The sequence below is a fragment of the Acinetobacter lwoffii genome (assembly GCF_024129355.1).
In the GTDB taxonomy this organism is placed as follows: domain Bacteria; phylum Pseudomonadota; class Gammaproteobacteria; order Pseudomonadales; family Moraxellaceae; genus Acinetobacter; species Acinetobacter lwoffii_I.
The window spans coordinates 14,007-39,339 of sequence record NZ_JAMXXP010000020.1; the positions used below are offsets into that span (position 1 = coordinate 14,007).

Genomic DNA, 25,333 nt, shown 5'->3' on the forward strand with positions numbered 1-25,333 from the left:
TTCAGGATTTAAATTGATGGAACTAATGAGGAGTTTTATACGTATCTAAATATTTCCAGGGATAGATTTTGCCCATAGACCCTGTACATTGTCCTGAACAGAGAGGCATCTTGAATCGGTCAAATGCATATCTCACCCACTCAAAAGTAGAATGAAAATGCCGAGGTAAGCTCAGCCATGTCGAATAATAGTGATATTGAACTGTCGGATTCCGATGATTGTGAAAAGTATGTGAATCAGTTTATTCAGGAGTTTCCTTTACGTCGCGCAGAAATCGGGCAGGGCACCGTGATTAAACGCGCCTTGCCGAGCCGGCATAAGCGCATGATTGGTGCCTGGTGTTTTCTGGATCATGCGGGTCCGGCCAGTTTCCCGCAAGGAGATGGTCTGGATATCGGACCACATCCACACATTGGGCTGCAGACCTTTACCTGGATGATCGAGGGCAGCATGATGCACAATGACAGTCTGGGGAATCAGCAATTGATTCGTCCCAAGCAGGTCAATCTGATGATCTCGGGCTATGGCATTTCACATACCGAAGTCTCCCCCGAGAGTGAAACGCATATGCATGCAGCGCAGTTATGGATTGCCTTGCCGGATGACAAAATCAATATGGCACCGGGTTTTGAACATTATCCTGAATTACCGGTGGTCAATGAGCAAGGCATTGAGTTTACCGTGCTGGTTGGAGAATATTTAAAAACGAGATCACCGGTTAAAGTACATAGCGAACTACTCGGAGTAGACTTGTACGCAGCTGAAAGTAGCAGTATGCGTTTGCCGCTGAATCCGAAATTTGAATATGGCTTTATGGTGCTTGAAGGGACGGCCAGCATCAATGGACATGAACTGACAGAGGACAATATGCTGATCCTGGAGCCGGGCTTACAGCAGGTCAATGCTGAAGTTCATGCCGGGAGCCGGGTGCTATTGATTGGTGGGGAGCCATTTGAAAGCCCGATTTTACTGTGGTGGAATTTGGTCGGGCGCACGACAGAGGAACTTAAAATTGCGCGGGAACAATGGATTGAAGGTCATGAACGTTTTGGTTCCATTCCTGCCTATGATGGACCACGTTTAGAAGCGCCTGCATTTCCAGACCAGATGCGGGCTTCCCGATAAATGCTAAAAATGATGGGAATATGGAACGCTGTCTGAGTTGAACTCAAATAATGAATCTGCAACATAGGATACATATCATTACAGTCATCAAAAATTGAGCTATATTCGGCTGCTTTTTGTTATGCTCAGTGAGCAAGAACAATAAAATCATGAGTCTAATATGCGTGTTTTACATCATCTCGAACAATCTCGATCATTTCGTATCCTGTGGGCCATGGAAGAATTAGGACTGGATTACGAGGTTAAATACTATAAACGTCAGCCTAACCTTTCTGCGCCGCCGGCCTTAAAACAGATCCATCCGTTGGGCAAGGCTCCGATTCTGGTCGATCAGTCGCAGGTACTGGCAGAATCTGCAGCGATCCTGGAATATTTGCAGGAAACTTATGATGAAAAGCAGCAGTTTCGCCCAGAAAATATTGCCGACAAGGCCCAGTACCGTTACTGGATGCATTATGCGGAAGGCTCGTTAATGCCGCTGCTGGTGATGCAACTGGTGATGACCACTGTACCAAAACATACCCCGTTGCTGATTCGGCCGGTGGCCAAGAAAATCTGTGATGGGGTGAAAAAGCAATTTGTACAGAGCCGTTTAAAAGATCATATCCAGTTTCTGGAAAGCTATTTGAGTGAGCATGATTATTTTGCCGGGCATTTCAGTTTTGCCGATATTCAGATGAGTTTTCCTTTGGAGGCCATGCAGAGCCGGACGGGTCAAAGCTATCCAGCGATTCAAGCCTATCTTAAACGGGTGTCGCAACGTGCTGCCTATGCGCGTGCACTGTCCAAAGAAAAACAGATCAGCTCTTAAACGCTTAAAAGAAAAGGTGCCGATGGTACCTTTTTTGATTTTGTGAGATTAGTCCGGAAAGCTGAGACGTTCTTTGGGGAAAACTACCTTAAACGTGGAACCTTGGTTTTCCTTGGACTCAATTTCCAGATGTGCCTGATGCTGCATGAGTACATGTTTAACAATTGCCAATCCCAAACCGGTACCGCCAGTACGACGGCTGCGGTCTGAATCGATGCGGTAAAAACGCTCGGTCAGACGTGGCAGATGCTTGGGATCAATACCGATGCCGTTATCTTGCACCACAAAATAGGCCGATTCACCGTCATCATGCCAGCCGATGGTGATGGTGCCGCCTTTAGGCGTATACTTGATGGCATTGGTAATCAGGTTGCTAAAGGCGCTGGCCAGTTCCATATCTGAACCGATCAGATCGCAATGACTGTCAATGTCCAGATTCAGGGTATGACCATAATCAATATTATAGGCCTGGGCATCATCGAATAGCTGGTTCATCAGACTTGGCATTTCAATGATCTGGTTTTTGGCAATATTTTTATCATTTTCCAGACGTGACAGCAGCAGCAGGTCGTTGACCAGGGCATTCATGCGTCGGGTTTGCGACTGCATCTGATCAAAAGCGCGTTTCCAGCGTGGATTGATATCTTCCTGATCGGTAAAGGTTTCAATATAGCCACTGAGCACGGTCAAAGGAGTGCGTAGTTCATGTGAAATATTATCGACAAAATCCTTTCGCATCTGTTCCAGATTGTGCATGCGGGTCACATCATAAGCGACCAGTACCCGACTTTCTCCGCCAAAACGGGTCATTTTGACCTGAACATAATGGTCTTCAAACAGCGAAGAACGCATTTTCAGGCCGTCCGGGGATTCATCAATATGGTAATAGTATTCGATAAAGCTTGGTTGGCGTAACAAGGTCAGGATATTACGGCGACGGTCATCACTGGAGATTCCGAGCAGACGTTCGGCTGCCGGATTCCACCATTCAATCTGCTGGTTTTCATCAAGTAGTACCACGGCTTCTTGCAAGGCCACCAGCGAAGATTGTGCACGATCAATCAATTCGACCATTTCCGCCTGAACAATCCGTTCCTGACGTTGGGCGCGGTAAACATTGAAAAGCAGTGCACCCCAAATTCCGCCAATATTAGGCGGAACATCATAGGGGCGATTGGAAATCCATTCATTGACCAGATATAAGGAACGCATTTGGGTCGCAAAGAACGCCACGAAAGCAATTACGATACAAATCCAGAAATACCCAATCCCAAAACCGATAAAGCTGGCGATAATCAGGAAAAAAGCCAGTAGGCGTAAATCCTGCTTCGCAAAATCCCATAAACTGCTGTAACGGATTCTTTTGTGTTCGCGTGCCAGTTCGGGGACAGGGTAGGGTTCATACATAAAACAAGATTTACCTTAAAAGATATTAACCTAAAGCGACATCTGAACGCGTCGAGAAACGATACCCCGTTCCGCGAACGGTCTGTACAAAACGGTCTACACCATAAGGTTCCAGCACTTTACGCAAACGGCGGATATGCACATCGATAGTCCGGTCTTCAATATAGACGTTACCGCCCCAAACCTGATCCAGCAATTGCGCACGGGTATAGGCACGTTCCGGATGGGTCATGAAGAATGCCAGTAAACGGTATTCAGTCGGACCCATTTCCAGAATGTTGTTACCAAAATTCACCCGCTGGCTGACCGGATCCAGAATCAAGCCGTTGGCATCAATAGTTTTTTCACCGCTCAGGGCATTGGCGCGGCGCAGTACCGCCTTAATCCGCGAGACCAGTTCCCGGGTCGAGAATGGCTTGGTCATGTAGTCATCGGCACCGGCATCCAGACCTTGTACCTTGTGGTCTTCTTCACCGCGCGCTGTGAGCATAATCACCGGAATTTCTGACAGGCTTTCATCACGTTTCAGACGACGACACAGGTCCACACCGCTGACGCCACCTGGCATCATCCAGTCCAGCAAAATCAGTGCCGGACGCTGATCCACAATCATCTGATGCGCCTGCTTGGCATCTTCTGCCTGCAAGCACTGAAAACCGGCCATATCCAGAGAGGTATGGATCATTTCCCGAATCGGGAGCTCGTCATCGACGATTAATATGTAGTCATCTTTCACAACGCAATACCCTATTTCATGTAAACGGTGAACCGTTTTATATTTATGACAGGCTTATTACAAAGACTAATTATGACAGTATCATTGCAGAAAGGGAAAAACTGCTGATATTCGCAAAGATTTGTGACAAATATAATGCAGAAACTTGTTAAAAAATCATAAATTAATTTTACTCATTTCCGTAGTACAGCATAAATCTTCAACTTACTAGTAAATGCAGGAAAGCCGATTAAGCACAGGATTTAACAGCTATTTTTTCTCGGAAAATGACTCGAGCAGCGCCAAAAAAACCACACTGCACGACGATAAAACCTCCTCAAGCGAATGCTTAAAACCGCTCATCACCCAACGAATAGCAATTTGGGTGACATAGCCATTTAAACCGGTCGACACCAGTGAAATTTCCTGCTCGCTGCGATTTAACTGCGGCATCATCAACATGACAAAGGCATGAATCATGCGGTCGAAACGTGACATGGTTTCATGAATAGTGGCCTGATTATGCAGCTCCTGTACCAGCATGGCATCGATATAAATGATCCGTGCCATACGTGGATTGTCACGCAGGGTAGTGAGTAGAGCAGTCAGACCGGCTTCGATCATTTTTTTCGGATCGGTCGATGCCTGCATCATGGCCTGCATGACATTCTGTTGCAGTTCATCAATCAGTTTTAAGAAAATGGTCTGAAACAGATGTTCGCTTTTCTTGAAAGATTCATAAAAATAACGTTCGGTTAGTTTGGCTTCATTGCAGATATCTTTGACAGTAACTGAAAAAAAACCATAACTACCATAAGCTTCAATCCCGGCTTCGATGAGCTTTTCACGACGTGCCTGCTGCCGTTCAGCCATCGACAGGCCTTTAAACTGACGTTCCTTAGTTTTGGAGGGTCGTGATTTTGCTGCTGAGTCGATTGAATCGGTCATAAGGCCTGTGTGCTCATCTGCATGAAGATTTTAAATATCTTAGCAATAAATCACGCTTAGACCTATATGGAAATGCTGCCCTGAAATTTGGCCTCTAAGGACATGGGATAATTATTGACAATCTATATTGTCAAAACTATATTGAGGATCTGTGCTAGCTCCTGAAACAACAGAACAAGATCCTGCTGTCATGGAATGGCAGTTCTTTACATAAGGAAATTGAATGAAAAATTTTAAAAATAAAGTCGCTGCGATTACCGGTGCAGGTTCGGGTATTGGCCAGCAACTGGCAATATTACTGGCCCAGCAGGGTTGTCACTTGGCGCTGAGTGATATCAATGAACAAGGTCTGGCACAAACGCTTGAATTGCTCAAAGAGAGTGATGTTCGTGTCACCATTCAGAAAGTAAACGTAGCAGAATTGGAGCAGGTGCGTAATTGGGCGGCACAGGTCGAACAGGATCATGGCAGTGTCAATATGATCTTTAACAATGCCGGCGTTGCATTGGGTTCAACCGTTGAAGGGGCATCTTATGAAGAACTGGAATGGATTGTCGGAATCAATTTCTGGGGTGTAGTTTACGGAACCAAAGAATTCTTACCTTTGATCAAGAAAACCGGCGATGGTCATATCATCAATATTTCCAGCCTGTTTGGTCTGACTGCTCAACCGACCCAGTCTGCTTATAACGCGACCAAGTTTGCGGTACGTGGTTTTACTGAATCCCTGCGTCAGGAACTGGATATGGAAAATTGTGGGATGAGTGCACTGTGTGTACATCCGGGCGGTATCCGTACCAATATTGCCAATGCTGCAAAAATGAATAACAGCCTGCTGACTTTAGGTATGAATCCGGAAAAATCAGCCCGTAATTTTAATAAATTATTGCGTTGTCCACCTGCAGAAGCCGCTCGTCAAATTCTGGAGGCGGTACAAAAAGACAAGCGCCGTCTGCTGATCGGTAATGATGCCAAAGCAATTGACCTGATTCAGCGGATCTTGCCGACCGGTTATCAGCATGTCACTGCACTGGCGACCCAGTTTGGTAAAAAGAAGAAAAAGTCTGCTTAAAAAAATGCAAAACAGACCCGCGAAAGCGGGTTTTTTTATCGCTGTGATAGGGGCTAATTTTTTGCAAATGAGAGTATTAACTCCTGTAATGCTTTAGGCACGTAAAAAACCTCCATCTAAATCAACGCTTCAACCGTTTTTTTCTTCCAGACAAACTGATAATACACTCCCTGCAAAATACACAGGCTGACAAAGGCCAACGCGTAGGCATACCAGATACCTTCCAGACCCCACCACCGGCTAAACAGATAAGCGGCGGGAACTTCAATACAGAGAATGGCAAAAATGTTGATCAACATTGGCACGGTCACCGTACCACTCGAGCGCATGATTGAAGCAAAAATGGCACTGGCGCCAAAAAACAAAATTGACCACAGCACAATAAACAGCAGTTGTTGTCCCAGTACTACAACCTTAGGATCGGTAATAAACAGCGTCATCAGATATTTGGAGAACAGATAGGCCAGAATAACCAGACCGCCGGTAAACAGGATATTCATACTCAGCGCAGTCCGGGTAACTTTATTGAGCAGATCTGATTTACCTGCGCCAATCGCTTGCGCACCAAATACAGATGCGGCAATTGCAATCGACAAAGCGGGAAATTGAATATAATTTAAGACCTGATTGACCGCGCCATAGGCCGCTGTTGCTTCTGCACCATAGCGGTTGACCAGTCCGACAATTACCAGTCCGGCAACTGAAGTGGTGACCATTTGCACACCCGTAGGAACCCCCAGTTTCAAGATCATTCTGCTTAACTGTGGTTGATGACGAATATTTTTTAATAAGGCCCAGTCCAGTCTGAGCGGATGTTGCCTATAATTCAAATACAGGATTAAAAACAACAGGACTGCCAGATTTCCCAGAATGGTGGCAATCGCCGGCGAGATAATACCCATTTTAGGAAAGCCAAAATAACCGGCAATCAGGACCGGTGTCACCACCAAACCCACCCCAATGGTAAGTGCGGAAGCGAACAGGGGTGTGGTGCTGTCGCCAACGCCGCGCAAGATGGAAGTATAAATAATATAGATAAAGATTAAGGGACTACCCGCTAGCATCCATTGCACATAGGGCAAGGATAAATGCATCACATCCGGATCTGTGCCAAGCGCCAAGAGAATATTTTCAGCAAAAATTACCCCAAAAAGTGCAATCAAACTTCCGCCAATTAAAGTCATAAATAAAGTTGAACCGACCACACAGCGCACTTTTTCTATATTTTTCCCGCCCCAAGCCTGGCCAATCAATACGGTAGAGCCGGCCGATAAACCAATCACAAAGGCCATCAGACAAAACAGGATCGGGAAAAAAACGGCAACAGCAGCAATCGCATTCACTCCGAGCATTTGTCCCACAAAAACCGTATTGATCGTGCCGGAGAGACTTTGCAGGATATTGGTCGCAATTAATGGCAACAGAAATACCAGAAAGGCTTTCCATAAATTCTGTTGATGAATCAGTGAGTGCTGTGCCATGCGACATCCTGTGATTGAATTATCATCTATTTGTTGATGCAGCTATTATTCGGCAGAATGTAAAAAAAAGCCTTAGCTTTTAAGTAACTAAGGCATTTATTTTATGAGATTTTTAGTTAAAAAATGAGTTAAACCTTTGAAAGAATTTGACCTGCCTGGATCAAGGTTTGTTCTTTTTTTGCAAAGCAAAACCTGAGCAAGCGTAAATCTGTAGGAGGATGCTGGTAGAACGCAGAGACTGGAATCGCGACAATCCCATGTTGTTCTGCCAGAAAATGGCACATGGATAAATCATCGAGCTCAGGCCGAATCTCTGAATAATCTAAGTTCTGGAAATAAGTCCCTTGAGAAGGTGTCCATTTAAAGCGTGACGTTTCAATGGATGAGTTAAATAAATCCCGTTTGTTTTGATAGAAAGAGGACAGTTCAGGTATATGCTCAGGATGCAGTTGCATATATTCCGCCAAGGCAACCTGAACGGGCGTCACACCACAGAAACTGGCAAACTGATAAATCTGTCTGAACATTTTCATCAGTGCGGGTGCAGCAATACAAAATCCGGTTTTCCAGCCAGTGACATGGAAGGTTTTACCAAAAGAACCAATCACAAAACTCCGCTCACGAAGTTCTGGAAATGACCAGGCCGAATAGTGCTGAACGCCGTCAAAAACCAGATGTTCGTAGACTTCATCGGACAGCACCACAATATTGCGCTCGCGAATCAGCTCGATCAGTTGCTGCCAGTCTGCCTTGGACCAGACACTACCACTCGGATTATGTGGAGTATTTACCACAATCATGCGGGTACGGTCATTAATGGTATCTTTGACCTGATTCCAGTCCACAGAAAAATCAGGATGCTGCAAAGCAATATGCACTGGCTTTGCCCCGACCAGTTGTACCGCAGGGCCATAACTGTCGTAGCTGGGATCGAAAATAATGACTTCTTCACCGGCGCGCACTGTGGCCTGAATGGCACAAAAAATCGCAATCGTGGCCCCAGGCGTAATCGTGATTTCCTCGAAAGGATCAATCATCAGTTGATCACGCTGCTGATAGAGATCTGCCACTAGACCTCGCAAGACTGGCAGACCATCTCCCGGAGCGTACTGGTTAAATCCATTCTGGCTAGCCCGGTTTAAAGCTTCAATCAAGGCAGGAGGCGCTGCAAAGTCTGGAAATCCTTGAGAAAGATTCAAGGCTCCGAGTTTTTGTGCCAAGGCCGACATGGTACTAAAAATGGTCACGCCCAAATCGGGTAATTTAGAAGGGAGTTCCAGCATGTCCTTGGCCTTGAAGAATGAGATCTGAATGAGTGTAGCAGCAAGTTCCGTATAGGATAATCGGAAAAATAGGGAATATTGAGCAATATTTTTAATTAAGATGTACCACATGCAATTTAAGATTTTTAATTGAAGGGCCATAAATTAAAGGCCTAATTATGTGAAATGCATCGTGAACTGGACGAAATGGATAACTTTTCCTAAAATCTGCCGCACAATAATAAAGCTTAAAATTATAACTATAAAATGCCAAAACCTATCCATATGCTGGTGGAGCAGCTCGGGCTTAAGCGACAGCATCGTGCGCTACATTTACAGTTTTCACATCCTCCTTTAAATCATCAGGTTTTGATTCAGCGTATTGAGGGTCAGCATCAGATCAATCAAGGCCTGCAGGCTGAACTGATCTGTCTTTCCACTCATGCTCATATTGCCTTGAAACAGTTTATCGGCTGTCGGGTGGCCATTGATCAGGTCACAGACCGGGGTGAACTTTTCCGGACTACGGGCATTATTACTGCAGCCAGTCAAGGACAGAATGATGGAGCTTTGACCCTGTATAAACTGACGCTAAATGACGCGACTGCACTCTGGCAGAAGCGCCGTAACAGTCGGGTTTTTATGAACAAGACGGTGCGCGAGATCAGTGAAATCCTGTTCAGTGAATGGCAAAACAGAAGTGTATTATTCGCGGCCAGTCTCAGCCTGGATTTGACAGGACTCAGCCGGGACTATGATGTCCGGCCTTTTGTGATGCAGTCGAATGAATCGGATTATGATTTTCTGACCCGTTTATGGCGTAGCGAAGGAATTAACTGGCTGATCGATGAAAAGCAATTAACCGTGCCTGTATCAGCCAGCGAGATTCAAGCTCAGCTTTTAAAACTGATAGATCATTCCCAATATTTTTCAGCTTTAAAACGCCGCTCCATCCGGTTTCATCGCAGTCATGCCACCGAACAGCTCGACACACTGAACAGTCTGATTGCGGTACGTCAGCTCAATCCGAATAGTACCCAGACCCAGCGTTGGCATGCCCAGCAACTTGCCCAGGATCAAAGCCAGCCTTTATTCAGTAATCATCAGCAAAGTGATATCCATGCAAATGCCACTCTTCAGCTTGAAGATGCGTGGAACATCAGTCCGGCTTGGACCGGCGACTTAAATCATGAGGATCAGGTGACAGCATCTGGTATAGCCCAACTGGATCGACTCAATCAGCAGCTCACTGACTATCATGCTTTGCAGTCTAAATATTTTAAAGCCAGTAGCAGCGTACGAGATGCTCAGGTTGGATACTGGTTTGAACTGCAACAGCATCCTGAAATTGATCAGCATCCTGCCCATCAACGTGAATTTCTGATTTTAGCTAAGCGGTTTTATAACCAGAACAATTTACCCAAAGATATCTTATCTCAGCTGGACAGTTTGCTTGAGAAGAGCGGCTGGCAGATGACACAGGAGGAACGACAGGCCAATGAACTACAGATGGTGCGCCGTGAAATCCAGGTTGTTCCTGAGTACCACCCCTTCATTCATCGGCCTGCTGCATATCCGCAACGGGCTCGAGTGGTCGGACCTGAAGGTGAAACGATTCATGTCGATGCATGGGGGCGGGTGAAAGTTCGTTTTCTGTTTACCCGGAGTGAGGATCATCAGCATGATGGCGGCGCAGGTAGCAATGACAATGATAGCGATTCTGCTTGGGTGGATGTTTTGACCCCTTGGGCGGGTGAGGGTTATGGCATCAGGTTGCATCCGCGAATTGGCGAAATTGTAGTGATTGACTTCTTTGAAGGTGATATCGACCGGCCCTTTGTGGTGGGACGGATTCATGAAGCAGAACGGCATCCGACCATGTTTGATGCAAAAGGAGAACTTCCTGCGACCAAAAAACTTAGTGGTATCCGTTCTCAGGAGGTCGATGGCGAAGGTTTTAACCAGCTTCGTTTTGATGATACCCCTGAACAGATCAGTGTACAGCTGCAAAGTAGTCATGCAGCCAGTCAGCTCAATCTGGGAAATCTAAGTCACCCCAAAGAAAGTGAAAGCAGTGAAGGTCGAGGTGAAGGTTTTGAACTAAGGACAGACCAGTGGGGTGCCCTACGAGCAGGAAACGGCTTGCTGATTTCCACTTATCGACAAGATTCAGCAGCAGGCAATCACCTAGAGGCTGACCCAGCCAAAGAACAGCTTGAATCGAATCTCAATCATAGTAAAGCCTTGAGTGATATTGCAGAAAAACAGCAGGCTGATCCATTGGAATTTTTTGATAGTTTAAAACAGTTTCTGAATCAGATTGAAGCTGAAGACCGGGGCAAAGCTACTGCATTTAAACAGGCGGTGATGCTGTTAACGGCACCCCAATCGATTGCACTGAGCACAAAGGAAAATATCCATTTATCCGCTGATCAGCAAATCAATCAGAGTGCCGGGGACAATATTCATTTTTCCACACAGAAATCTTTAGTTGCTCATGCACAGGACCGGATCAGTTTGTTCGCTGCTCAAGAAGGCGTAAGTGTCTATGCAGCTCAAGGCAAAATTGAAATACAAGCCCAAGATGATGCAATTGAAGCGATTGCCCGCAAGGTAATCAAGCTTATTTCGACTGAAGACAAAATCGAAATCACTAGTCCGAAGGAGATTGTACTGACCGCTGGAGGGTCTCAAATTAAGGTAAATAGTGGCGGGGTATTTGTCACGACTGGCGGAAAATTTGAGTGTAAGGCGGGGCAACATAATTTTATGGGAGGGGCTAAAGTCTCTTATGAAATACCTCAGCTTCCGAATAATGCTTTATATAGCAATAGGCTGGATATATATGATCTATTTTGGCAGTCCGATTTCAGTTCAATAAATTATAAAGCTTTTATTCCTGATACTAATTCGTATATTTCAGGTCAGCTTGATGCGCACGGTCGTACTGGAAAAATTACTACAGCTGATTCCTCTAAAGTAGAAATTTTGGTAGGGCTCAATGATGAATGGGGATTAAGTGTCCAAGGTTATGATGTTGATGACCTGATTGAGCAGAATAATAAATAGGAGATAAAAATAAAAATGACAAATAAGTCTTTAGCAACAGTACAAATTCTAGATTTGTTAGGAAATCCAATTCCTAAAGTTCAATATGAAGTCAAAAATAGTAAGACAGGTCAACATGTAGTACGGGGTTCTACCAATTCCAAGGGGTGCCTTTATGAAATTCAAAGAGACAAAGGAACGGTTTTAGATATATATGTCAAAAGCCTTTTAGGTGGAGGTATGAAAAAAGTTCAGACTTTCATAATGGCGAAAGACCGTATGCTGGTTACGGTTATAAGTCCTAAAATTCTCTTGGATTTAAAAACATTAGAAAATAATGAAAATAAAGGAAGTTATAAACGTAAAACACATAAGGTTAAAAAAGGTGAAACTTTATCATCTATTGCACAACAGTATCACACCACAATCCGAGTGCTCGAAAGGCTGAATGGGATAAAAGATGTCAATAAAATCAGCATAGGACAAGTAATTAAACTTCCAATTAATATGCCTGCTACAGGAAATAATACAAGTATTGATAGAAAGCCAAACCCTCAAAAAAATGCTTCTCAAAATAATAAGTCTCAATCATCAGAGAAAAGTAAAAAAGAGACTAAACAGGCTGATAAAGGAATTGTGAATACAGTTGAAGAGTATGAGAAGAAAGCATTAGAGCAGCTTAATGAATGGTATGAAGAAGGTAAGAAAGCTTTATCGGATGCAATAAAAATTGATATGAAAGAGGATCGCAGTCAGGATGGCGGAACACCGAAAACTGATACTTCCAATTTATGTAAAACTAATCCTCAATGTATATCTCAAGGCAAAAGTGAACTTATTAGAGAGGTTAATATCAGGCTAGCAGGCTTTGGTGGCGCATTACCTACAGATGAATTTACTCCTTTAACAGCGGAATGTATAAAGCAATTTCAACGGGATTATATGGGGGTTCCTGAAACTGGAAAAATATGCGGAATTTTTTTAGCAGCTTTAGATAAGTTCCGTGATGAATATGGAATTGCAAATTTTATGACTAAAGCTAGTTGTCCCTGTGGTCAGTGTTCAGGTTATGGTAATAATAGAAGAGGTATTAAATCTGGTTTGAATACTGCTAATGAATATCCAGGATTGCATAGATCTTTAATATGGATATTAAAAGCATTAAATTTTTATTTAAAAAATGAATTTAAATATAAAGGTCTTGAAGTGGCTTATATAGAATCTGGTTATAGATGTATAAATGATAATAAGAAAAAAGGCAGAACTACAGTAAATCATATGGGTTTAGCATTAGATATACATATTAATAAAAATGGGAAGAGGACTAAGGCTATAGAAGATATAGAGTTTATTAGAAAAAAAATTATGACTATAAAAATGAGAGCAAGTGAAGAAAGGGCTTCTGATAAAATATATTTAGAACCAAAAAAATTTAAGAGTGGAGCAAATGGAGCAACTACCTGGGTTCATTTTGATGTGACAAGATTCTCAAATATTTACTTTAATGATGAATACTTCAAAAAAGAAATTAAAGATCTCAATGGAAATCCGGTAGTTGAGATTATTAAATCACTAAATATGAATTCTATTTTAAATTGTGCAGGAATAATCGTAAATACTTCTACTATTTCTAAAATAACAGATCAAACTATTGAGGCTCTGGTAAAAGAATTAGGTGATGCGATTGCTAGTGGTGAAGGTAGCTATGAAGCTTGGAATGCAGGAGCTCCAGAAGGAAAAAGAGTTAAATACGGAAAAATGAATGACTTGCCAGGTACAATCACTGAAAAAACTATTGATGAAATTTTAGACGCTGCGAAAAAATATAGATGGGATGACAATAGAAGAAGATTTGCCACTGGAAAATATCAAACAATTCCTTCTACTTTAGCAGCAGCTAAAGCGAGACTAAATTTGAGTGGTAATGAATTATATGATCCTGCTATGCAAGAAAGAGTCTTTAAGGAGCATTTATTAAGAGGTCGTTCATCTATCTACAGCTTGATTATTAAAGGTGATAAAACTGTAGAGCAGGCCATGGTTGATGCTTCGAAAGAGTGGGCTTCAATTGCTTTACCGAAGGGAGAAAAGAATAAATATGGAATTATTTCTGATGGTAGTATCGGTTATCATGAATCTAAAACGAATAAAGCAAATAAACATTCTACCGAAAAAGTTAAAGTTATATTTGAAAAAATTCATGCTTATCATTCAAATAAATAGGTTTTAAATATGAAATCCAAATTAATTTTATCATTGTTTTTTAATGGTTTATTATTTTCAAGTTGTACATACCCAAAAGAAAATATATTAATAACATCAAATAATGTATCAAGATGTTATTTTGAAAGTGAAGTTGTTGATTTTTGTTCTAGAAACAAGATTGAAATCTATAATCAACATATTAAAGATTTTCCTAATTTTTCAAATGATAAAATATTATTAATTTTAAATCATAATAGAAGTACAGGTAAAGGTGAAAGTAGAGTTGTTAAGCTGATAGTTATATTAGATCCTCTAGAAAAAAAAGTAATTCCTGTGCCTCAGATGGTAGGTAATTTTGTCGATGGTAATTTAAGGGAAATTAATGATGATCCTGCTATTATAAAATATAATAAAAAAGATAATAAAGTTTGTTTATCAGGGACTACCTACTTTTTAGAAAATAATAATATTAATATTGAAAATGAATGTTATAAGTTTGAAAAAGGACGTGTAAATAAAATAGAGGGCTTAAGATTAAATGGTATTGAAGAATTTTCTAAGTTGCCCTATTCATCTGATATTCATTTTAAGTGTATAAATAATATTAAATTAAATCAATGTAATAACTTGAGATTAATATCTTTGCAAAAAATATTAAATAAGTATAATTTTATTAACCCTCAAGATGGAATGAGTGTTTTTCTGAAAGGGGAAAAAGATTTCTTTTTAATAGTATCTCCGTTTTTTGATGAAGAGGGAGCTAATTTAAGGATTATGAAAGTTAAAAATTTTAATTTAATTTCAGAAAAATATATTTATGCAGGAAAAAATGTAAATATTGATGGTAATTTAAACATAAAATATTTTGAAGGAAATAATAAAAAAGAATTCTCATTCTAAGAATAATTAATTTAAAAAGCCGGCTTCCACCGGCTTTTTTCTTTTACCCTTCCAAAACCTCTTCCAGCAGCTCCTCACTCGGCGAAAAGTAATAGGCACCATCCAGAGGTGTTACGAAATGCAGCAGACGGTCATGAATCCCATCGCCAGAGGTACCGAACATACGTTCTAACATAGCATCAATAATCGTAAGGTCTTTGGTGTAGGCAATAAAGAATAGCCCTTGGTCACCACGTCCGTCACCATAAGGTAGAGAATGACGCAGGATTTCCATTTCTTCACCTTCTTCATCTTCCACTACAGTACGTGCCACATGCGCATTTTCAGGTTTGACTTCATCATCCAATTCAATAGACTCAAGCTTGGTGCGACCCATGACCTGTTCCTGAGTATCAACTTTTAGCTTTTTCCATTTTTCCAGGTTATGCGCGTAACGCTGGGCAAAAATAAATGAACCATCTTGGAAAATACCTGAATCTTCACCTAATAATGCGACTTCAGCACGATCATCCGGGAATTGCGGATTTTCAGTTCCATCAATAAAGCCAGTAATGTCACGACCATCAAAATATCGGAAGCAAACTCGCTCATCCAGCACTTGAACCTGGTCCTGAATGCCTTCAAAAAAAGCCTGACTAAGTGCAAAGCAGATATCAGCCCGAGCACTGGCAATATGAATTAACATATCTGCTGGAACAGCCGGCATTTCAAATGAACCATGAATAGGTTCAAGCTGTTTAAATCCTGCCGGACTTTGCGAATATAGGGTTGACCAGAGTTCATGACCAAAGGCCACCGCTGTTTTAATTTGGGCTTGAGGATGTTGCGTGATCAGGCGATCACGAGAAGTAAAAAGATGTTCGAGTTGTTCTTTTAATTTTTCAATACTCAAATCTTTAAGACGTAACACAATAAAGCGAGCATGATCTGAAGGAAGTGGCAAGATTACCGATTGGGCTGTCATTCATGGCTCCTGTAAGGATAGATCCTGTTTTTAATGTACATATTGTGCCTGAAGCTAGACAGAGTGAATAGTACAGTGCCTTATATTTAAGCAGGTTTTTAGCCTGATTTTATTGGAAAATTCATATAATATTGGGTGAGTTTTGCTGAGTGAAATGTTTATGTCCTATCAAATGTGGTTTGCCTATATGCTGGCCTGCTGGGTGATTAGTGTGTCTCCGGGCGCAGGAGCGATTGCTTCCATGTCGAGTGGACTGAATTATGGTTTTCGGCATGGTTACTGGAATGCGCTGGGCCTGCAACTGGCATTATTGGTACAGATTGCAGTGGTTGCGGCAGGCGTGGGAGTTTTGTTTGCGACAACCCCATGGGCATTTTTAGTGGTGAAATGGTTTGGTGTCGGCTATTTATTGTATTTGGCTATTTTGCAATGGAAAGCACCTGTACAATCTATCGAAATTAAACATGAATTGGCGCGAAAATCGAGAGGGAAACTGGTACTGCATGGTTTCTTGGTTAATATCACTAATCCTAAAGCCATCGTATTTTTACTGGCCGTCTTGCCGCAATTTCTGGATTTGTCTAAGCCACAATGGATTCAGTATTTGATTATGGCTGCGACAATGGTCACGATTGATCTGATTGTGATGGCGGGTTATACCGGATTGGCTGCTAAAGTTTTAAGGCTACTAAAATCATCGAAACAACAAAAAGTCATGAACCGGACTTTTGCCGGTTTATTTGCAGGCGCTGCATTTTTATTGAGTTTGGTGCATCAATAAAGAGTGTTTGCTCTCTCCTTAAAGGAGAGAGGCGGAATAGATCATTAGAAAATCATCATGATTTAACAGAAATATTAAGCCAGCTTTTTAAACTTCTGCACGCAGAAGAACAGTGCAAATAGCACCGCCATGGTCAGTACAATAGTTAAACCTGTCGAAGTATTGAGACCGGCACTCGACCACAGGCCTACGGTCACCCCAATTTGCGCAATCACAAATGCCCAAATCACCATCTGTTTCGGTGAATGTGCCAGTAATCGTGCCGTTAGCGCAGGAATCACCAGTAAAGCACCCATCAACAATGAACCGACTGCTTTTAGTGCCAGTACGGTAAATAATGCCAGCAATAACATAAAGATCAGACGCTGCCATTTGGCATTTACTCCTTCACTGACTGCCATATCCGGATCAATCGCGATTTGAATCTGCGCTTGCCAGCTTTTATACAGCACAGCCAAAGCCAGAATGATCACGATGGCAAAGGTCGGCAAGTCTGTCCAGGAAATGGTCAGCAGATCGCCAAATAAATAGCTGAGCAATTCAGGTCTTAAGCTTGGTATATGCTGAATGAATAACAAGCCGGAGCAAAGTAAAGTGGCTGAGCACAGGGCAAGCAGGGCATCATTGGGCAGGCGCGGATCATGCAGTACCCACAAAATCCCTACCAATAATAAGGCAATAAAAGTTACACCCATCCACAGCGGTAAACTTAAAGCCCCAGCAATGGCAACACCGAGTAAAGTACCGTGTGCCATAGTGTCAGCAAAAAATGACATACGCCGCCAGAGCATGAGACAGCCCAGCGGTGCAGTCAGAAATACCAATAGCGTTCCCATGATCCATGCAGGTAAAAGGAGTTGTAACCAATCCATCATGGTTTAAGCTTCCGGCTCGGGGTGAATATGAGGGCGTGAATCATGCTGACAGGGGGTGGCAGAATCGCCGTGTGCGCAATGATCATGATGATGCTGATAGAATACCCGGTTAGTACCAAAAATCGCCTGATATTCGGGATGTTGCTGCACGCTTTCCGGCAGCCCACTACAGCAGATATGCTTGTTCAAGCAGACCACACGAGTCGTACCTTGCATCACCCATTGCAGGTCATGTGAAACCATCAGTACGGCACACCCATATTTTTCCGGTAAGTTACGCACATATTCATACAGTTCAGCTTCGGACTGGATGTCTAGACCCTGCATCGGTTCATCGAGAACTAAAATGTCCGGCTGACGTAATAAGGCACGGGCCAGTAGCACCCGCTGACGTTCGCCACCAGACAACTGCTGAACTTTAGAATCTTGCAGTTTACTAATGCCGGTATCCCGGATAATTTCGGTTTTAATCTGGGACGGGCACTTTTCTAGTGCTAATAAATCTTTTACCCGTAGCGGTAAGCTATGTGAGGGATTGAATTTTTGCGGCACATAGGAAAATTTGAGTTTGCGCGCAGTTTTGATTTCACCCGATTGTGGTTTCAGTATGCCCAGCATGACTTTAATCAAGGTCGATTTACCAGCACCATTGGGACCAATCAGTGTGACAATTTCTTTCTCTTGTAACGAGAAATCAATGGCTTTTAAGATATCGCGCTCATCGATTTTGACCCAGATCTTGGAAAGCTGAATCAAGGGAGAGGCACTTAAGCTTTGTTGCGGCACTGCTGACAAATTCCTGAAATTTCGATAATGCTGTGATGTGCCGTGAAGTCGTCCGAGCTGGCCAGTGCATCAAGCTGATCGAGCAGGCCCTGAGCCGACGCTTCTTTCACGGCTTTACATTCGGTACAGATTAAAAAAGCCGCCTGATGCCCTTCGCGCGGATGGCAACAGGGGATATAGGCATTGATCGAGGTCAGGCGATGAATCAGCCCTTTGCTTAATAAAAAATCCAGAGTGCGATACACCGTTGGTGGTGCTGCAGGACGATCACTGGCATTTTTCATTTGTGCCAGCAGATCATAGGCGCCCATCGGGCCATGCGCATTCAGAATGAGTTCCAGCACTTCTTTACGTAAAGGTGTAAGGCGTGCGCCGCTTGCTGCACAAAGACTTTCCGCTTCAGCAAGACGTTGTGCGACATTGGGATGGTCGTGCACGCCGTGCAATGCGTTGTGGTGTTCGTGCGAACAGGAACCCATAGTTCACCTCAAGTGCGAAACTGAAAATTAATAGATTTCAAATCTTAACATGAAGCGTTCTGAGTTTCGATTGGGCATAGGTATTTTTGTATTTTTGTTATATTATAACACTTCCTGATTTTATCGTTTTTAAGTGATTTCTACTCATGTTCCGTCTTCTTGCAATCAGTCTGCTCGCATTGTTCAGTACACTCAGTTGGTCACAAAGTCTGGTGGTGTCTACGCAGCCGATCCATCTGATTGCCAAGAAAATTACCCAGGGGGTGGAACAGCCGACTTTATTGCTGGCCAACCAAAGTGGACATGATGTGAGTCTGACTCCGGCGCATCGAAAAACTATTCAGAATGCAGGTCTGGTGATCTGGCTGGGTCAGGCGCATGAAGCACCCTTGGCCAAAGTGCTGAATGAAAGTAATAAAGGTATCGCACTTTTAGACTCCGGAATTTTGACTACCTTGCCGATGCGTAATCCGCGTGGCGAGGCCTTAAAAAATACGGTAGACACGCATGTCTGGCTCGATCCGAATAATGCGGTACGGATAGGTTTCTTTATTGCGGCGCTACGTTCGCAGCAACTGCCGGAGCATCGTGAACGCTACTGGAAAAATGCCCGTGACTTTGCACAAAACATGTTTGCTACGGCCCAGCGTTATAGTTCAAGCAACAAAGCCAAACCCTATTGGTCTTATCACGATGCCTATCAGTATCTGGAACGCCCACTCAATTTAAAATTCATGGGTGCGCTGACCGATGATCCGCATGTTTCGCCAACCGTGGCGCAAATCAAGTTTTTACAGGATCATCGTCCACAACGCAAAATGTGCCTGCTGGCCGAAGGTCATGCCAGTGAAAACCAGTACCGCAAACTCAATCCGGTACTGTTCCAGCATGTCGATGAAAGCATGAGCGGGGCAGGGGACTTTGTGCAGGCTTGGCAGCAATTGGCCACAGAAACCCAGAAATGTGTACTAAATGCACGCTAATGATTTAAAAAATAGACAGATTTTGATTAGTTTAACAGCAGTGACCCGATTTAAAAAAACACGACTAAGGTCGGGAAAAGATTGCATGTTCAGGGGTGTAACTCTATAATGCCTGCGATTAAAAATAATCACCTGTTAAACTTGTCAAGCATGATTGCTGTGAGTGAATAAATAATGAGCCGAACTAGTCGCTTGATTGACCGACGATTAGCGAAAGCTTTGGTCCTCTTGCAAGCCTGTATGATCCCTGTTTCAGCCTTGATCGGCTGGGTCGTGAAAGACTCAACCGCAGCCTTGAGTGCAGCATTAGGTGCACTGGTATGTTGGCTCGCGACTTGTTATTTTTCGTGGCAATCGTTTCGAGCAGCAGGAGCCCGCGCGTCTAAACAAGTTCTTTCGAACATGTATAAAGGCTTGATGGGAAAGTTTGCCATTGTGATTGTTGGTTTCATTTTAATTTTAAGCAATGTTAAACCGTTGTCAGCGGTGGCGTTGTTTTGTGGTTTTATACTTGTTCAAGCCATGTCGTGGGTCGCTCCGTTTTGGGCGTCACGTCTACAAAAATGAGTATAAGCACAACAAGAAATTGAAAAGTTTTTCAGGAGCAGGCGAGATATCAAGCAGCACGCGATATTCGTTTGTTCTATTAGTTTTTTGACATTGACCAGGTGTGATTTATGGCTGCTGAAGAACATGCCCTTACTTCGACCGAGTATATCAAGCATCACTTGACCAACATGACCTATGGCAAAATGCCGGACGGTACGTGGAAATTGGCCGAGAGCGGTGCTGAAGCTCAACAGATGGGGTTCACTGCTATTCACTTGGATTCAATGGGTTGGTCTATCGGACTGGGTCTGATTTTCTGTTTGTTGTTCTGGTTGGTTGCGAAAGCGGCTAATGCTGGTGTTCCTACCAAGTTCCAGTCTGCAATTGAAATGATTATCGAGTTTGTAGATTCAAGTGTACGTGATACCTTCCACGGGAAGTCTCGATTAATTGCACCCTTAGCATTAACCATTTTCGTGTGGATTTTCCTCATGAACTTGATGGATTTGATCCCTGTTGACTTTATTCCTTATGTAGCTCAACACGCGATTGCTTCTATGCTGGGTGTAGACCCTCATCAGGTTTACTTTAAAATTGTTCCGACTACAGATCCAAACATTACCCTCGGTATGTCTATTTCTGTATTCTTCTTAATTATTTTCTATAGTATTCGTGAGAAAGGTGTTGGCGGCTTCGTTGGTGAGTTAGCACTGAACCCATTTAACCCAAGTAATCCAGTTGCTAAAGTGCTTTTAATTCCATTCAACTTATTGTTGGAATTGACTACTTTCTTGGCGCGACCAGTTTCATTGGCTCTACGACTGTTCGGTAACATGTATGCGGGTGAGTTAATCTTCATTCTTATCGCGTTATTACCGTTCTGGATCCAGTGGGCGTTGTCTGTGCCTTGGGCGATTTTCCACATTTTGATTATTACGCTACAAGCATTCATTTTCATGATGTTGACTATCGTGTACATGAGTATGGCAAGCGAAAAGCATTAATGGTATTGCCTAACTGTCAACGGATGGTTGGGCACACAATTTTTTAACTTAATTTGGTATAAAACCTAACCTCTGAGGAATTATCATGGAACTCACTTTAGGTCTAGTTGCAATTGCATCTGCTATCTTGATCGCTTTCGGTGCTTTAGGTACTGCGATTGGTTTTGGTCTTCTAGGCGGCCGTTTCCTTGAAGCTGTAGCTCGTCAACCAGAATTGGCTCCACAACTTCAAACTCGTATGTTCTTAATCGCGGGTCTTCTTGATGCTGTGCCTATGATCGGTGTTGGTATTGGCTTGTTCTTCATCTTCGCTAATCCATTTGTAGGTTAATCAGCTTAATTCCGAAATTCACTATTTGAGGAATTTGCAATGAATATCAACCTCACATTGTTTGGCCAAGCGATTGCGTTTGCGATTTTTGTCGCATTCTGCATGAAGTTTGTATGGCCACCACTAATCAATGCGATTAGTGAACGTCAGCGTAAAATCGCTGATGGCTTAAATGCTGCTGAAAAAGCGAAGGCTGACCTTGCAGATGCGCAAGCACAAGTGAAAGCTGAGTTAGACGCGGCAAAAGCACAAGCGGCTCAATTGATCGAACAAGCGAACCGTCGTGGTGCACAATTGATCGAAGAAGCGCGTACCCAAGCTGCGGCTGAAGGTGAGCGTATTCGTCAACAGGCTAAAGAAGCTGTTGATACTGAAATCAATGCTGCTCGCGAAGAATTGCGTCAACAAGTGGCTGCTCTTGCAGTAACTGGTGCTGAGAAAATTCTTAGCCAGCAAGTTGATGCAGAAGCTCACAATGCCATGCTGACTCAGCTGGCTGCTAAACTTTAAGAGAGGCGGATTATGGCTGAACTCTTGACGTTGGCACGCCCATACGCTAAAGCAGCATTTGCTTACGCTTCTGAGCAAAGTGCAACTGACTCTTGGTCAACAGCACTTGAATTGCTCAGTGCTGCGGTGCAAGACGAAGCATTTTCAGCTTATCTAAATCGCCCTGAGCTTACACCTGCTGAGCAGGTGGCTCTTTTTGCGAAAGTTTTAGGTGAAGACCAAACTGCAGCAGTGTCTAACTTCCTGACATTGCTTGCAGAGAATAACCGTTTGGTTCTTCTTCCTGAGATTGCAGCAGAATATGAGCAGCTTAAATCACAGAATAACAATACTGTGGATGTTGTGATTGAATCAGCATTCCCATTGACTTCTGTACAGGAACAACTTCTTACTCACGCATTAGAGAAAAAATTCGAAGCGGCGGTAAATGTTTCTGTAGAAGTTAACCCAGCGCTGATTGCTGGTGTAGTTATTCGTGCAGGCGACCAAGTGATAGATGATTCTGCGCTTAACAAGCTTGAAAAAATGCGTACTCGTCTTCTTGCTTAATTGCATTTAGAAGACTGAACTTTAAAAAGATTGAGGTATAGCGCAATGCAACAACTGAATCCATCCGAGATCAGTGCGCTCATTAAACAGCGTATCGGCGATCTGGACACCAGCGCAACCGCTAAGAACGAAGGAACCATTGTTATGGTTTCCGACGGTATTGTGCGTATTCACGGCTTAGCTGACGCTATGTACGGTGAAATGATCGAATTCGACGGCGGCCTTTACGGTATGGCACTGAACCTAGAACAGGATTCAGTGGGCGTCGTTGTTTTAGGTAACTACTTAAGCCTTCAAGAAGGTCAAAAAGCGCGTTGCACAGGTCGTGTATTAGAAGTTCCGGTTGGTCCAGAACTTTTAGGCCGTGTAGTAGATGCTTTGGGTAACCCGATTGATGGTAAAGGCCCTATTGATGCAAAATTAACTGATGCTGTTGAAAAAGTAGCACCAGGCGTAATTTGGCGTCAATCAGTGGATCAACCTGTACAAACTGGTTATAAATCAGTAGATACAATGATCCCTGTAGGCCGTGGTCAACGTGAGTTGATCATTGGTGACCGTCAAACTGGTAAAACAGCAATGGCGATCGACGCGATCATCGCTCAGAAAAACTCTGGCATTAAATGTGTATACGTAGCAATCGGTCAAAAACAATCGACTATCGCTAACGTGGTACGCAAGCTAGAAGAAACTGGCGCTATGGCGTATACAACTGTTGTAGCAGCAGCTGCAGCTGATCCAGCAGCAATGCTGTATCTAGCTCCGTACTCTGGCTGTACAATGGGCGAATACTTCCGTGACCGCGGTGAAGATGCGTTAATCATTTATGATGACTTGTCTAAGCAAGCTGTTGCTTACCGTCAAATTTCATTGCTTTTACGCCGTCCACCAGGTCGTGAAGCGTATCCAGGTGACGTGTTCTATCTACACTCGCGTCTACTTGAACGTGCTTCTCGTGTATCTGCTGACTACGTTGAGAAATTCACTAACGGTGAAGTTAAAGGCCAAACTGGTTCATTAACTGCATTGCCGATTATTGAAACTCAAGCGGGTGACGTATCTGCATTCGTACCAACCAACGTAATTTCGATTACTGATGGTCAGATCTTCCTTGAAACATCATTATTCAACGCAGGTATTCGTCCTGCTGTGAACGCGGGTATCTCTGTATCTCGTGTTGGTGGTTCAGCGCAAACCAAGATCATCAAGAAATTGTCTGGTGGTATCCGTACTGCTTTGGCGCAATACCGTGAATTGGCAGCATTTGCTCAGTTCGCTTCTGATCTTGACGAAGCAACTCGTAAGCAACTTGAACATGGTCAACGTGTAACTGAGTTAATGAAGCAAAAACAATATGCTCCTTACTCAATTGCTGACCAAGCTGTTTCAATTTATGCATCTAACGAAGGCTACATGGCTGACGTAGACGTTAAGAAAATCGTAGACTTTGATGCTGCGTTAATTTCTTACTTCCGTTCAGAACATGCTGCGTTAATGCAACAAATCGATGCCTCTGGTGATTACAACAAAGACATTGAAGCTGCAATCAAAGCAGGTATTGAAAGCTTTAAAGCGACTCAAACTTACTAATTTAGCAACTTGCTAGATTAGTGTTGGTTTGGTTCACGGAATCAACCTTCGGAAGCTCGCAAGGGCTTTCGAATACTAGGTTAAGCGTATGGCAAATTTAAAAGAAATTCGCGCCAAAGTAGCTAGTATCAAGAGCACGCAGAAGATTACTCGAGCGATGCAAATGGTAGCAGCTTCTAAGATGCGTCGTGCGCAAGAGCGTATGGCTCAAGGCCGTCCGTATGCCGAAAATATGCACCGTGTAATTGCTCATTTGGTCCAAGCGAATCCTGAATACAAACACCGTTATATGGTTGAACGCCCGGTTAAGCGCGTTGGCTATATCATTGTGTCTTCAGATCGTGGCCTTGCTGGTGGTTTGAACATTAACCTGTTCAAGAAAGTGGTTAAACACGTTCAACAGCAACAAGAGCAGTCAATTGAAGTTCAATTTGCTTTAATTGGTCAAAAAGCGGTTTCGTTTTTTAAAAACTACGGCGGTAAAGTGCTTGGTGCGACGACGCAAGTCGGTGATGCCCCAAGTCTTGAGCAGTTATCTGGTTCTGTACAGGTGATGTTGGACGCTTATGATAAAGGCGAGTTAGATCGTATTTATCTAGTGTCAAACGGCTTTGTCAATGCCATGACTCAAAATCAAAAGATCGAACAACTTGTTCCTTTGGCTGCTGCTGAAGAAGACAAGAATCTGAACCGTCAATACGGTTGGGATTACATCTACGAGCCTGAAGCTGAAGAGCTTTTAAATGGCTTGTTGGTTCGCTATATCGAGTCTGTGGTGTATCAAGGTGTGATTGAAAACATCGCATGTGAGCAGTCTGCACGTATGGTCGCTATGAAAGCAGCGACAGACAACGCAGGCGAGATCATTAAGAGCCTGCAACTTATTTATAACAAGCTGCGTCAAGCCGCGATTACTCAGGAAATTTCTGAGATCGTTGGTGGTGCCGCTGCCGTTTAA

The 25,333-nt window shown here is 43.2% G+C and carries 24 protein-coding genes; 15 read left to right on the forward strand and 9 right to left on the reverse strand.

Annotation, left to right across the window (positions count from 1 at the left end; genetic code table 11):
- Positions 1-177: 177 nt before the first annotated feature.
- Positions 178-1,125 (forward strand): pirin family protein, encoded by a 948-nt coding sequence (locus NI468_RS10385; protein WP_253101716.1) that lies wholly within the window; start codon positions 178-180, stop codon positions 1,123-1,125.
- A gap of 160 nt (positions 1,126-1,285) precedes the next feature.
- A complete protein-coding gene (locus tag NI468_RS10390; protein WP_253101719.1) occupies positions 1,286-1,936 on the forward strand; it encodes a glutathione S-transferase family protein in 651 nt (216 codons plus the stop codon).
- A gap of 48 nt (positions 1,937-1,984) precedes the next feature.
- Here the strand turns inward: NI468_RS10390 and phoR are convergent, their stop codons facing one another.
- The 3 genes from phoR to NI468_RS10405 all read right to left on the reverse strand — a co-directional run bounded on the left by phoR (position 1,985) and on the right by NI468_RS10405 (position 5,006).
- Positions 1,985-3,343, reverse strand: a complete 1,359-nt coding sequence (phoR, locus tag NI468_RS10395; protein ID WP_005249597.1) for a phosphate regulon sensor histidine kinase PhoR — start codon at positions 3,341-3,343, stop codon at positions 1,985-1,987.
- 25 nt (positions 3,344-3,368) lie between these two features.
- Positions 3,369-4,079 carry a phosphate regulon transcriptional regulator PhoB gene (gene phoB / locus NI468_RS10400; protein WP_004280972.1) on the reverse strand — a complete coding sequence of 237 codons (711 nt, stop codon included), beginning with the start codon at positions 4,077-4,079 and terminating at the stop codon, positions 3,369-3,371.
- A gap of 249 nt (positions 4,080-4,328) precedes the next feature.
- Entirely contained in the window at positions 4,329-5,006 is a 678-nt protein-coding gene (locus NI468_RS10405) for a TetR/AcrR family transcriptional regulator (protein ID WP_005108393.1), read from the reverse strand.
- Positions 5,007-5,229: 223 nt separating this feature from the next.
- Between NI468_RS10405 and NI468_RS10410 the strand changes: the two genes are divergently transcribed.
- Positions 5,230-6,078 (forward strand): SDR family NAD(P)-dependent oxidoreductase, encoded by an 849-nt coding sequence (locus NI468_RS10410; protein WP_253101722.1) that lies wholly within the window; start codon positions 5,230-5,232, stop codon positions 6,076-6,078.
- Between the two features lie 116 nt (positions 6,079-6,194).
- On the opposite strand, the gene NI468_RS10415 is transcribed toward NI468_RS10410, so the two are convergent.
- The gene (locus NI468_RS10415; RefSeq protein ID WP_253101725.1) at positions 6,195-7,559 is read right to left on the reverse strand and encodes an MATE family efflux transporter; all 1,365 of its coding nucleotides are present in this window, start codon (positions 7,557-7,559) and stop codon (positions 6,195-6,197) included.
- Between the two features lie 128 nt (positions 7,560-7,687).
- Entirely contained in the window at positions 7,688-8,842 is a 1,155-nt protein-coding gene (locus NI468_RS10420) for a methionine aminotransferase (protein ID WP_034435675.1), read from the reverse strand.
- Positions 8,843-9,088: 246 nt separating this feature from the next.
- Here NI468_RS10420 and NI468_RS10425 point away from each other — a divergent pair, with 246 nt between their 5' ends.
- From NI468_RS10425 to NI468_RS10435, 3 genes are read left to right on the forward strand one after another with little or no spacing between them, the layout of a single operon-like run.
- Positions 9,089-11,890 (forward strand): type VI secretion system Vgr family protein, encoded by a 2,802-nt coding sequence (locus NI468_RS10425; RefSeq protein WP_174894091.1) that lies wholly within the window; start codon positions 9,089-9,091, stop codon positions 11,888-11,890.
- A gap of 15 nt (positions 11,891-11,905) precedes the next feature.
- Entirely contained in the window at positions 11,906-14,092 is a 2,187-nt protein-coding gene (locus NI468_RS10430) for a LysM peptidoglycan-binding domain-containing protein (protein WP_174894092.1), read from the forward strand.
- 9 nt (positions 14,093-14,101) lie between these two features.
- Positions 14,102-14,974, forward strand: coding sequence for a hypothetical protein (locus NI468_RS10435; RefSeq protein ID WP_253101728.1), 873 nt, complete (start codon positions 14,102-14,104; stop codon positions 14,972-14,974).
- Between the two features lie 43 nt (positions 14,975-15,017).
- On the opposite strand, the gene NI468_RS10440 is transcribed toward NI468_RS10435, so the two are convergent.
- Positions 15,018-15,938: a Dyp-type peroxidase gene (locus tag NI468_RS10440; RefSeq protein WP_253101730.1), complete on the reverse strand. Its 921-nt coding sequence runs from the start codon at positions 15,936-15,938 to the stop codon at positions 15,018-15,020.
- Between the two features lie 160 nt (positions 15,939-16,098).
- On the opposite strand from NI468_RS10440, the gene NI468_RS10445 reads away from it, so the two are divergent.
- Entirely contained in the window at positions 16,099-16,719 is a 621-nt protein-coding gene (locus NI468_RS10445; RefSeq protein ID WP_148334832.1) for a LysE family transporter, read from the forward strand.
- 74 nt (positions 16,720-16,793) lie between these two features.
- On the opposite strand, the gene znuB is transcribed toward NI468_RS10445, so the two are convergent.
- From znuB to NI468_RS10460, 3 genes are read right to left on the reverse strand one after another with little or no spacing between them, the layout of a single operon-like run.
- Entirely contained in the window at positions 16,794-17,594 is an 801-nt protein-coding gene (znuB, locus tag NI468_RS10450; protein WP_253101733.1) for a zinc ABC transporter permease subunit ZnuB, read from the reverse strand.
- A gap of 3 nt (positions 17,595-17,597) precedes the next feature.
- On the reverse strand, positions 17,598-18,380 hold the full coding sequence (gene znuC, locus NI468_RS10455; RefSeq protein WP_005105130.1) for a zinc ABC transporter ATP-binding protein ZnuC: 783 nt from the start codon (positions 18,378-18,380) through the stop codon (positions 17,598-17,600).
- Positions 18,362-18,859 (reverse strand): transcriptional repressor, encoded by a 498-nt coding sequence (locus tag NI468_RS10460; RefSeq protein WP_004280980.1) that lies wholly within the window; start codon positions 18,857-18,859, stop codon positions 18,362-18,364. The genes znuC and NI468_RS10460 overlap by 19 nt, the downstream gene beginning before the upstream one ends.
- 146 nt (positions 18,860-19,005) lie before the next feature.
- On the opposite strand from NI468_RS10460, the gene NI468_RS10465 reads away from it, so the two are divergent.
- From NI468_RS10465 to atpG, 8 genes are all read left to right on the forward strand, one after another.
- Positions 19,006-19,842: a metal ABC transporter solute-binding protein, Zn/Mn family gene (locus NI468_RS10465; protein WP_114542152.1), complete on the forward strand. Its 837-nt coding sequence runs from the start codon at positions 19,006-19,008 to the stop codon at positions 19,840-19,842.
- A gap of 174 nt (positions 19,843-20,016) precedes the next feature.
- A complete protein-coding gene (locus NI468_RS10470) occupies positions 20,017-20,409 on the forward strand; it encodes an ATP synthase subunit I (RefSeq protein WP_004280982.1) in 393 nt (130 codons plus the stop codon).
- A 110-nt stretch (positions 20,410-20,519) separates the two neighbouring features.
- On the forward strand, positions 20,520-21,395 hold the full coding sequence (atpB, locus tag NI468_RS10475; RefSeq protein WP_004644859.1) for a F0F1 ATP synthase subunit A: 876 nt from the start codon (positions 20,520-20,522) through the stop codon (positions 21,393-21,395).
- 85 nt (positions 21,396-21,480) lie between these two features.
- A complete protein-coding gene (atpE, locus tag NI468_RS10480) occupies positions 21,481-21,726 on the forward strand; it encodes a F0F1 ATP synthase subunit C (RefSeq protein WP_000424060.1) in 246 nt (81 codons plus the stop codon).
- Positions 21,727-21,765: 39 nt separating this feature from the next.
- A complete protein-coding gene (locus tag NI468_RS10485; RefSeq protein WP_004280990.1) occupies positions 21,766-22,236 on the forward strand; it encodes a F0F1 ATP synthase subunit B in 471 nt (156 codons plus the stop codon).
- A gap of 12 nt (positions 22,237-22,248) precedes the next feature.
- Entirely contained in the window at positions 22,249-22,785 is a 537-nt protein-coding gene (locus tag NI468_RS10490) for a F0F1 ATP synthase subunit delta (RefSeq protein WP_004644860.1), read from the forward strand.
- A 45-nt stretch (positions 22,786-22,830) separates the two neighbouring features.
- Positions 22,831-24,375, forward strand: coding sequence for a F0F1 ATP synthase subunit alpha (atpA, locus tag NI468_RS10495; protein ID WP_004644861.1), 1,545 nt, complete (start codon positions 22,831-22,833; stop codon positions 24,373-24,375).
- A gap of 88 nt (positions 24,376-24,463) precedes the next feature.
- Complete coding sequence (gene atpG, locus NI468_RS10500) at positions 24,464-25,333, forward strand: F0F1 ATP synthase subunit gamma (RefSeq protein WP_004644862.1); 870 nt, start codon at positions 24,464-24,466, stop codon at positions 25,331-25,333.

Bases quoted from the DNA above. Each gene is read 5' to 3' on its own strand.
- NI468_RS10385 (WP_253101716.1), top strand. From the start codon at position 178: ATGTCGAATAATAGTGATATTGAACTGTCGGATTCCGATGATTGTGAA.
- NI468_RS10390 (WP_253101719.1), top strand. From the start codon at position 1,286: ATGCGTGTTTTACATCATCTCGAACAATCTCGATCATTTCGTATCCTG.
- phoR (WP_005249597.1), bottom strand. From the start codon at position 3,343: ATGTATGAACCCTACCCTGTCCCCGAACTGGCACGCGAACACAAAAGA.
- NI468_RS10405 (WP_005108393.1), bottom strand. From the start codon at position 5,006: ATGACCGATTCAATCGACTCAGCAGCAAAATCACGACCCTCCAAAACT.
- NI468_RS10410 (WP_253101722.1), top strand. From the start codon at position 5,230: ATGAAAAATTTTAAAAATAAAGTCGCTGCGATTACCGGTGCAGGTTCG.
- NI468_RS10415 (WP_253101725.1), bottom strand. From the start codon at position 7,559: ATGGCACAGCACTCACTGATTCATCAACAGAATTTATGGAAAGCCTTT.
- NI468_RS10420 (WP_034435675.1), bottom strand. From the start codon at position 8,842: ATGCTGGAACTCCCTTCTAAATTACCCGATTTGGGCGTGACCATTTTT.
- NI468_RS10425 (WP_174894091.1), top strand. From the start codon at position 9,089: ATGCCAAAACCTATCCATATGCTGGTGGAGCAGCTCGGGCTTAAGCGA.
- NI468_RS10430 (WP_174894092.1), top strand. From the start codon at position 11,906: ATGACAAATAAGTCTTTAGCAACAGTACAAATTCTAGATTTGTTAGGA.
- NI468_RS10435 (WP_253101728.1), top strand. From the start codon at position 14,102: ATGAAATCCAAATTAATTTTATCATTGTTTTTTAATGGTTTATTATTT.
- NI468_RS10440 (WP_253101730.1), bottom strand. From the start codon at position 15,938: ATGACAGCCCAATCGGTAATCTTGCCACTTCCTTCAGATCATGCTCGC.
- NI468_RS10445 (WP_148334832.1), top strand. From the start codon at position 16,099: ATGTCCTATCAAATGTGGTTTGCCTATATGCTGGCCTGCTGGGTGATT.
- znuB (WP_253101733.1), bottom strand. From the start codon at position 17,594: ATGATGGATTGGTTACAACTCCTTTTACCTGCATGGATCATGGGAACG.
- NI468_RS10460 (WP_004280980.1), bottom strand. From the start codon at position 18,859: ATGGGTTCCTGTTCGCACGAACACCACAACGCATTGCACGGCGTGCAC.
- NI468_RS10465 (WP_114542152.1), top strand. From the start codon at position 19,006: ATGTTCCGTCTTCTTGCAATCAGTCTGCTCGCATTGTTCAGTACACTC.
- NI468_RS10470 (WP_004280982.1), top strand. From the start codon at position 20,017: ATGAGCCGAACTAGTCGCTTGATTGACCGACGATTAGCGAAAGCTTTG.
- atpB (WP_004644859.1), top strand. From the start codon at position 20,520: ATGGCTGCTGAAGAACATGCCCTTACTTCGACCGAGTATATCAAGCAT.
- atpE (WP_000424060.1), top strand. From the start codon at position 21,481: ATGGAACTCACTTTAGGTCTAGTTGCAATTGCATCTGCTATCTTGATC.
- NI468_RS10485 (WP_004280990.1), top strand. From the start codon at position 21,766: ATGAATATCAACCTCACATTGTTTGGCCAAGCGATTGCGTTTGCGATT.
- NI468_RS10490 (WP_004644860.1), top strand. From the start codon at position 22,249: ATGGCTGAACTCTTGACGTTGGCACGCCCATACGCTAAAGCAGCATTT.
- atpA (WP_004644861.1), top strand. From the start codon at position 22,831: ATGCAACAACTGAATCCATCCGAGATCAGTGCGCTCATTAAACAGCGT.
- atpG (WP_004644862.1), top strand. From the start codon at position 24,464: ATGGCAAATTTAAAAGAAATTCGCGCCAAAGTAGCTAGTATCAAGAGC.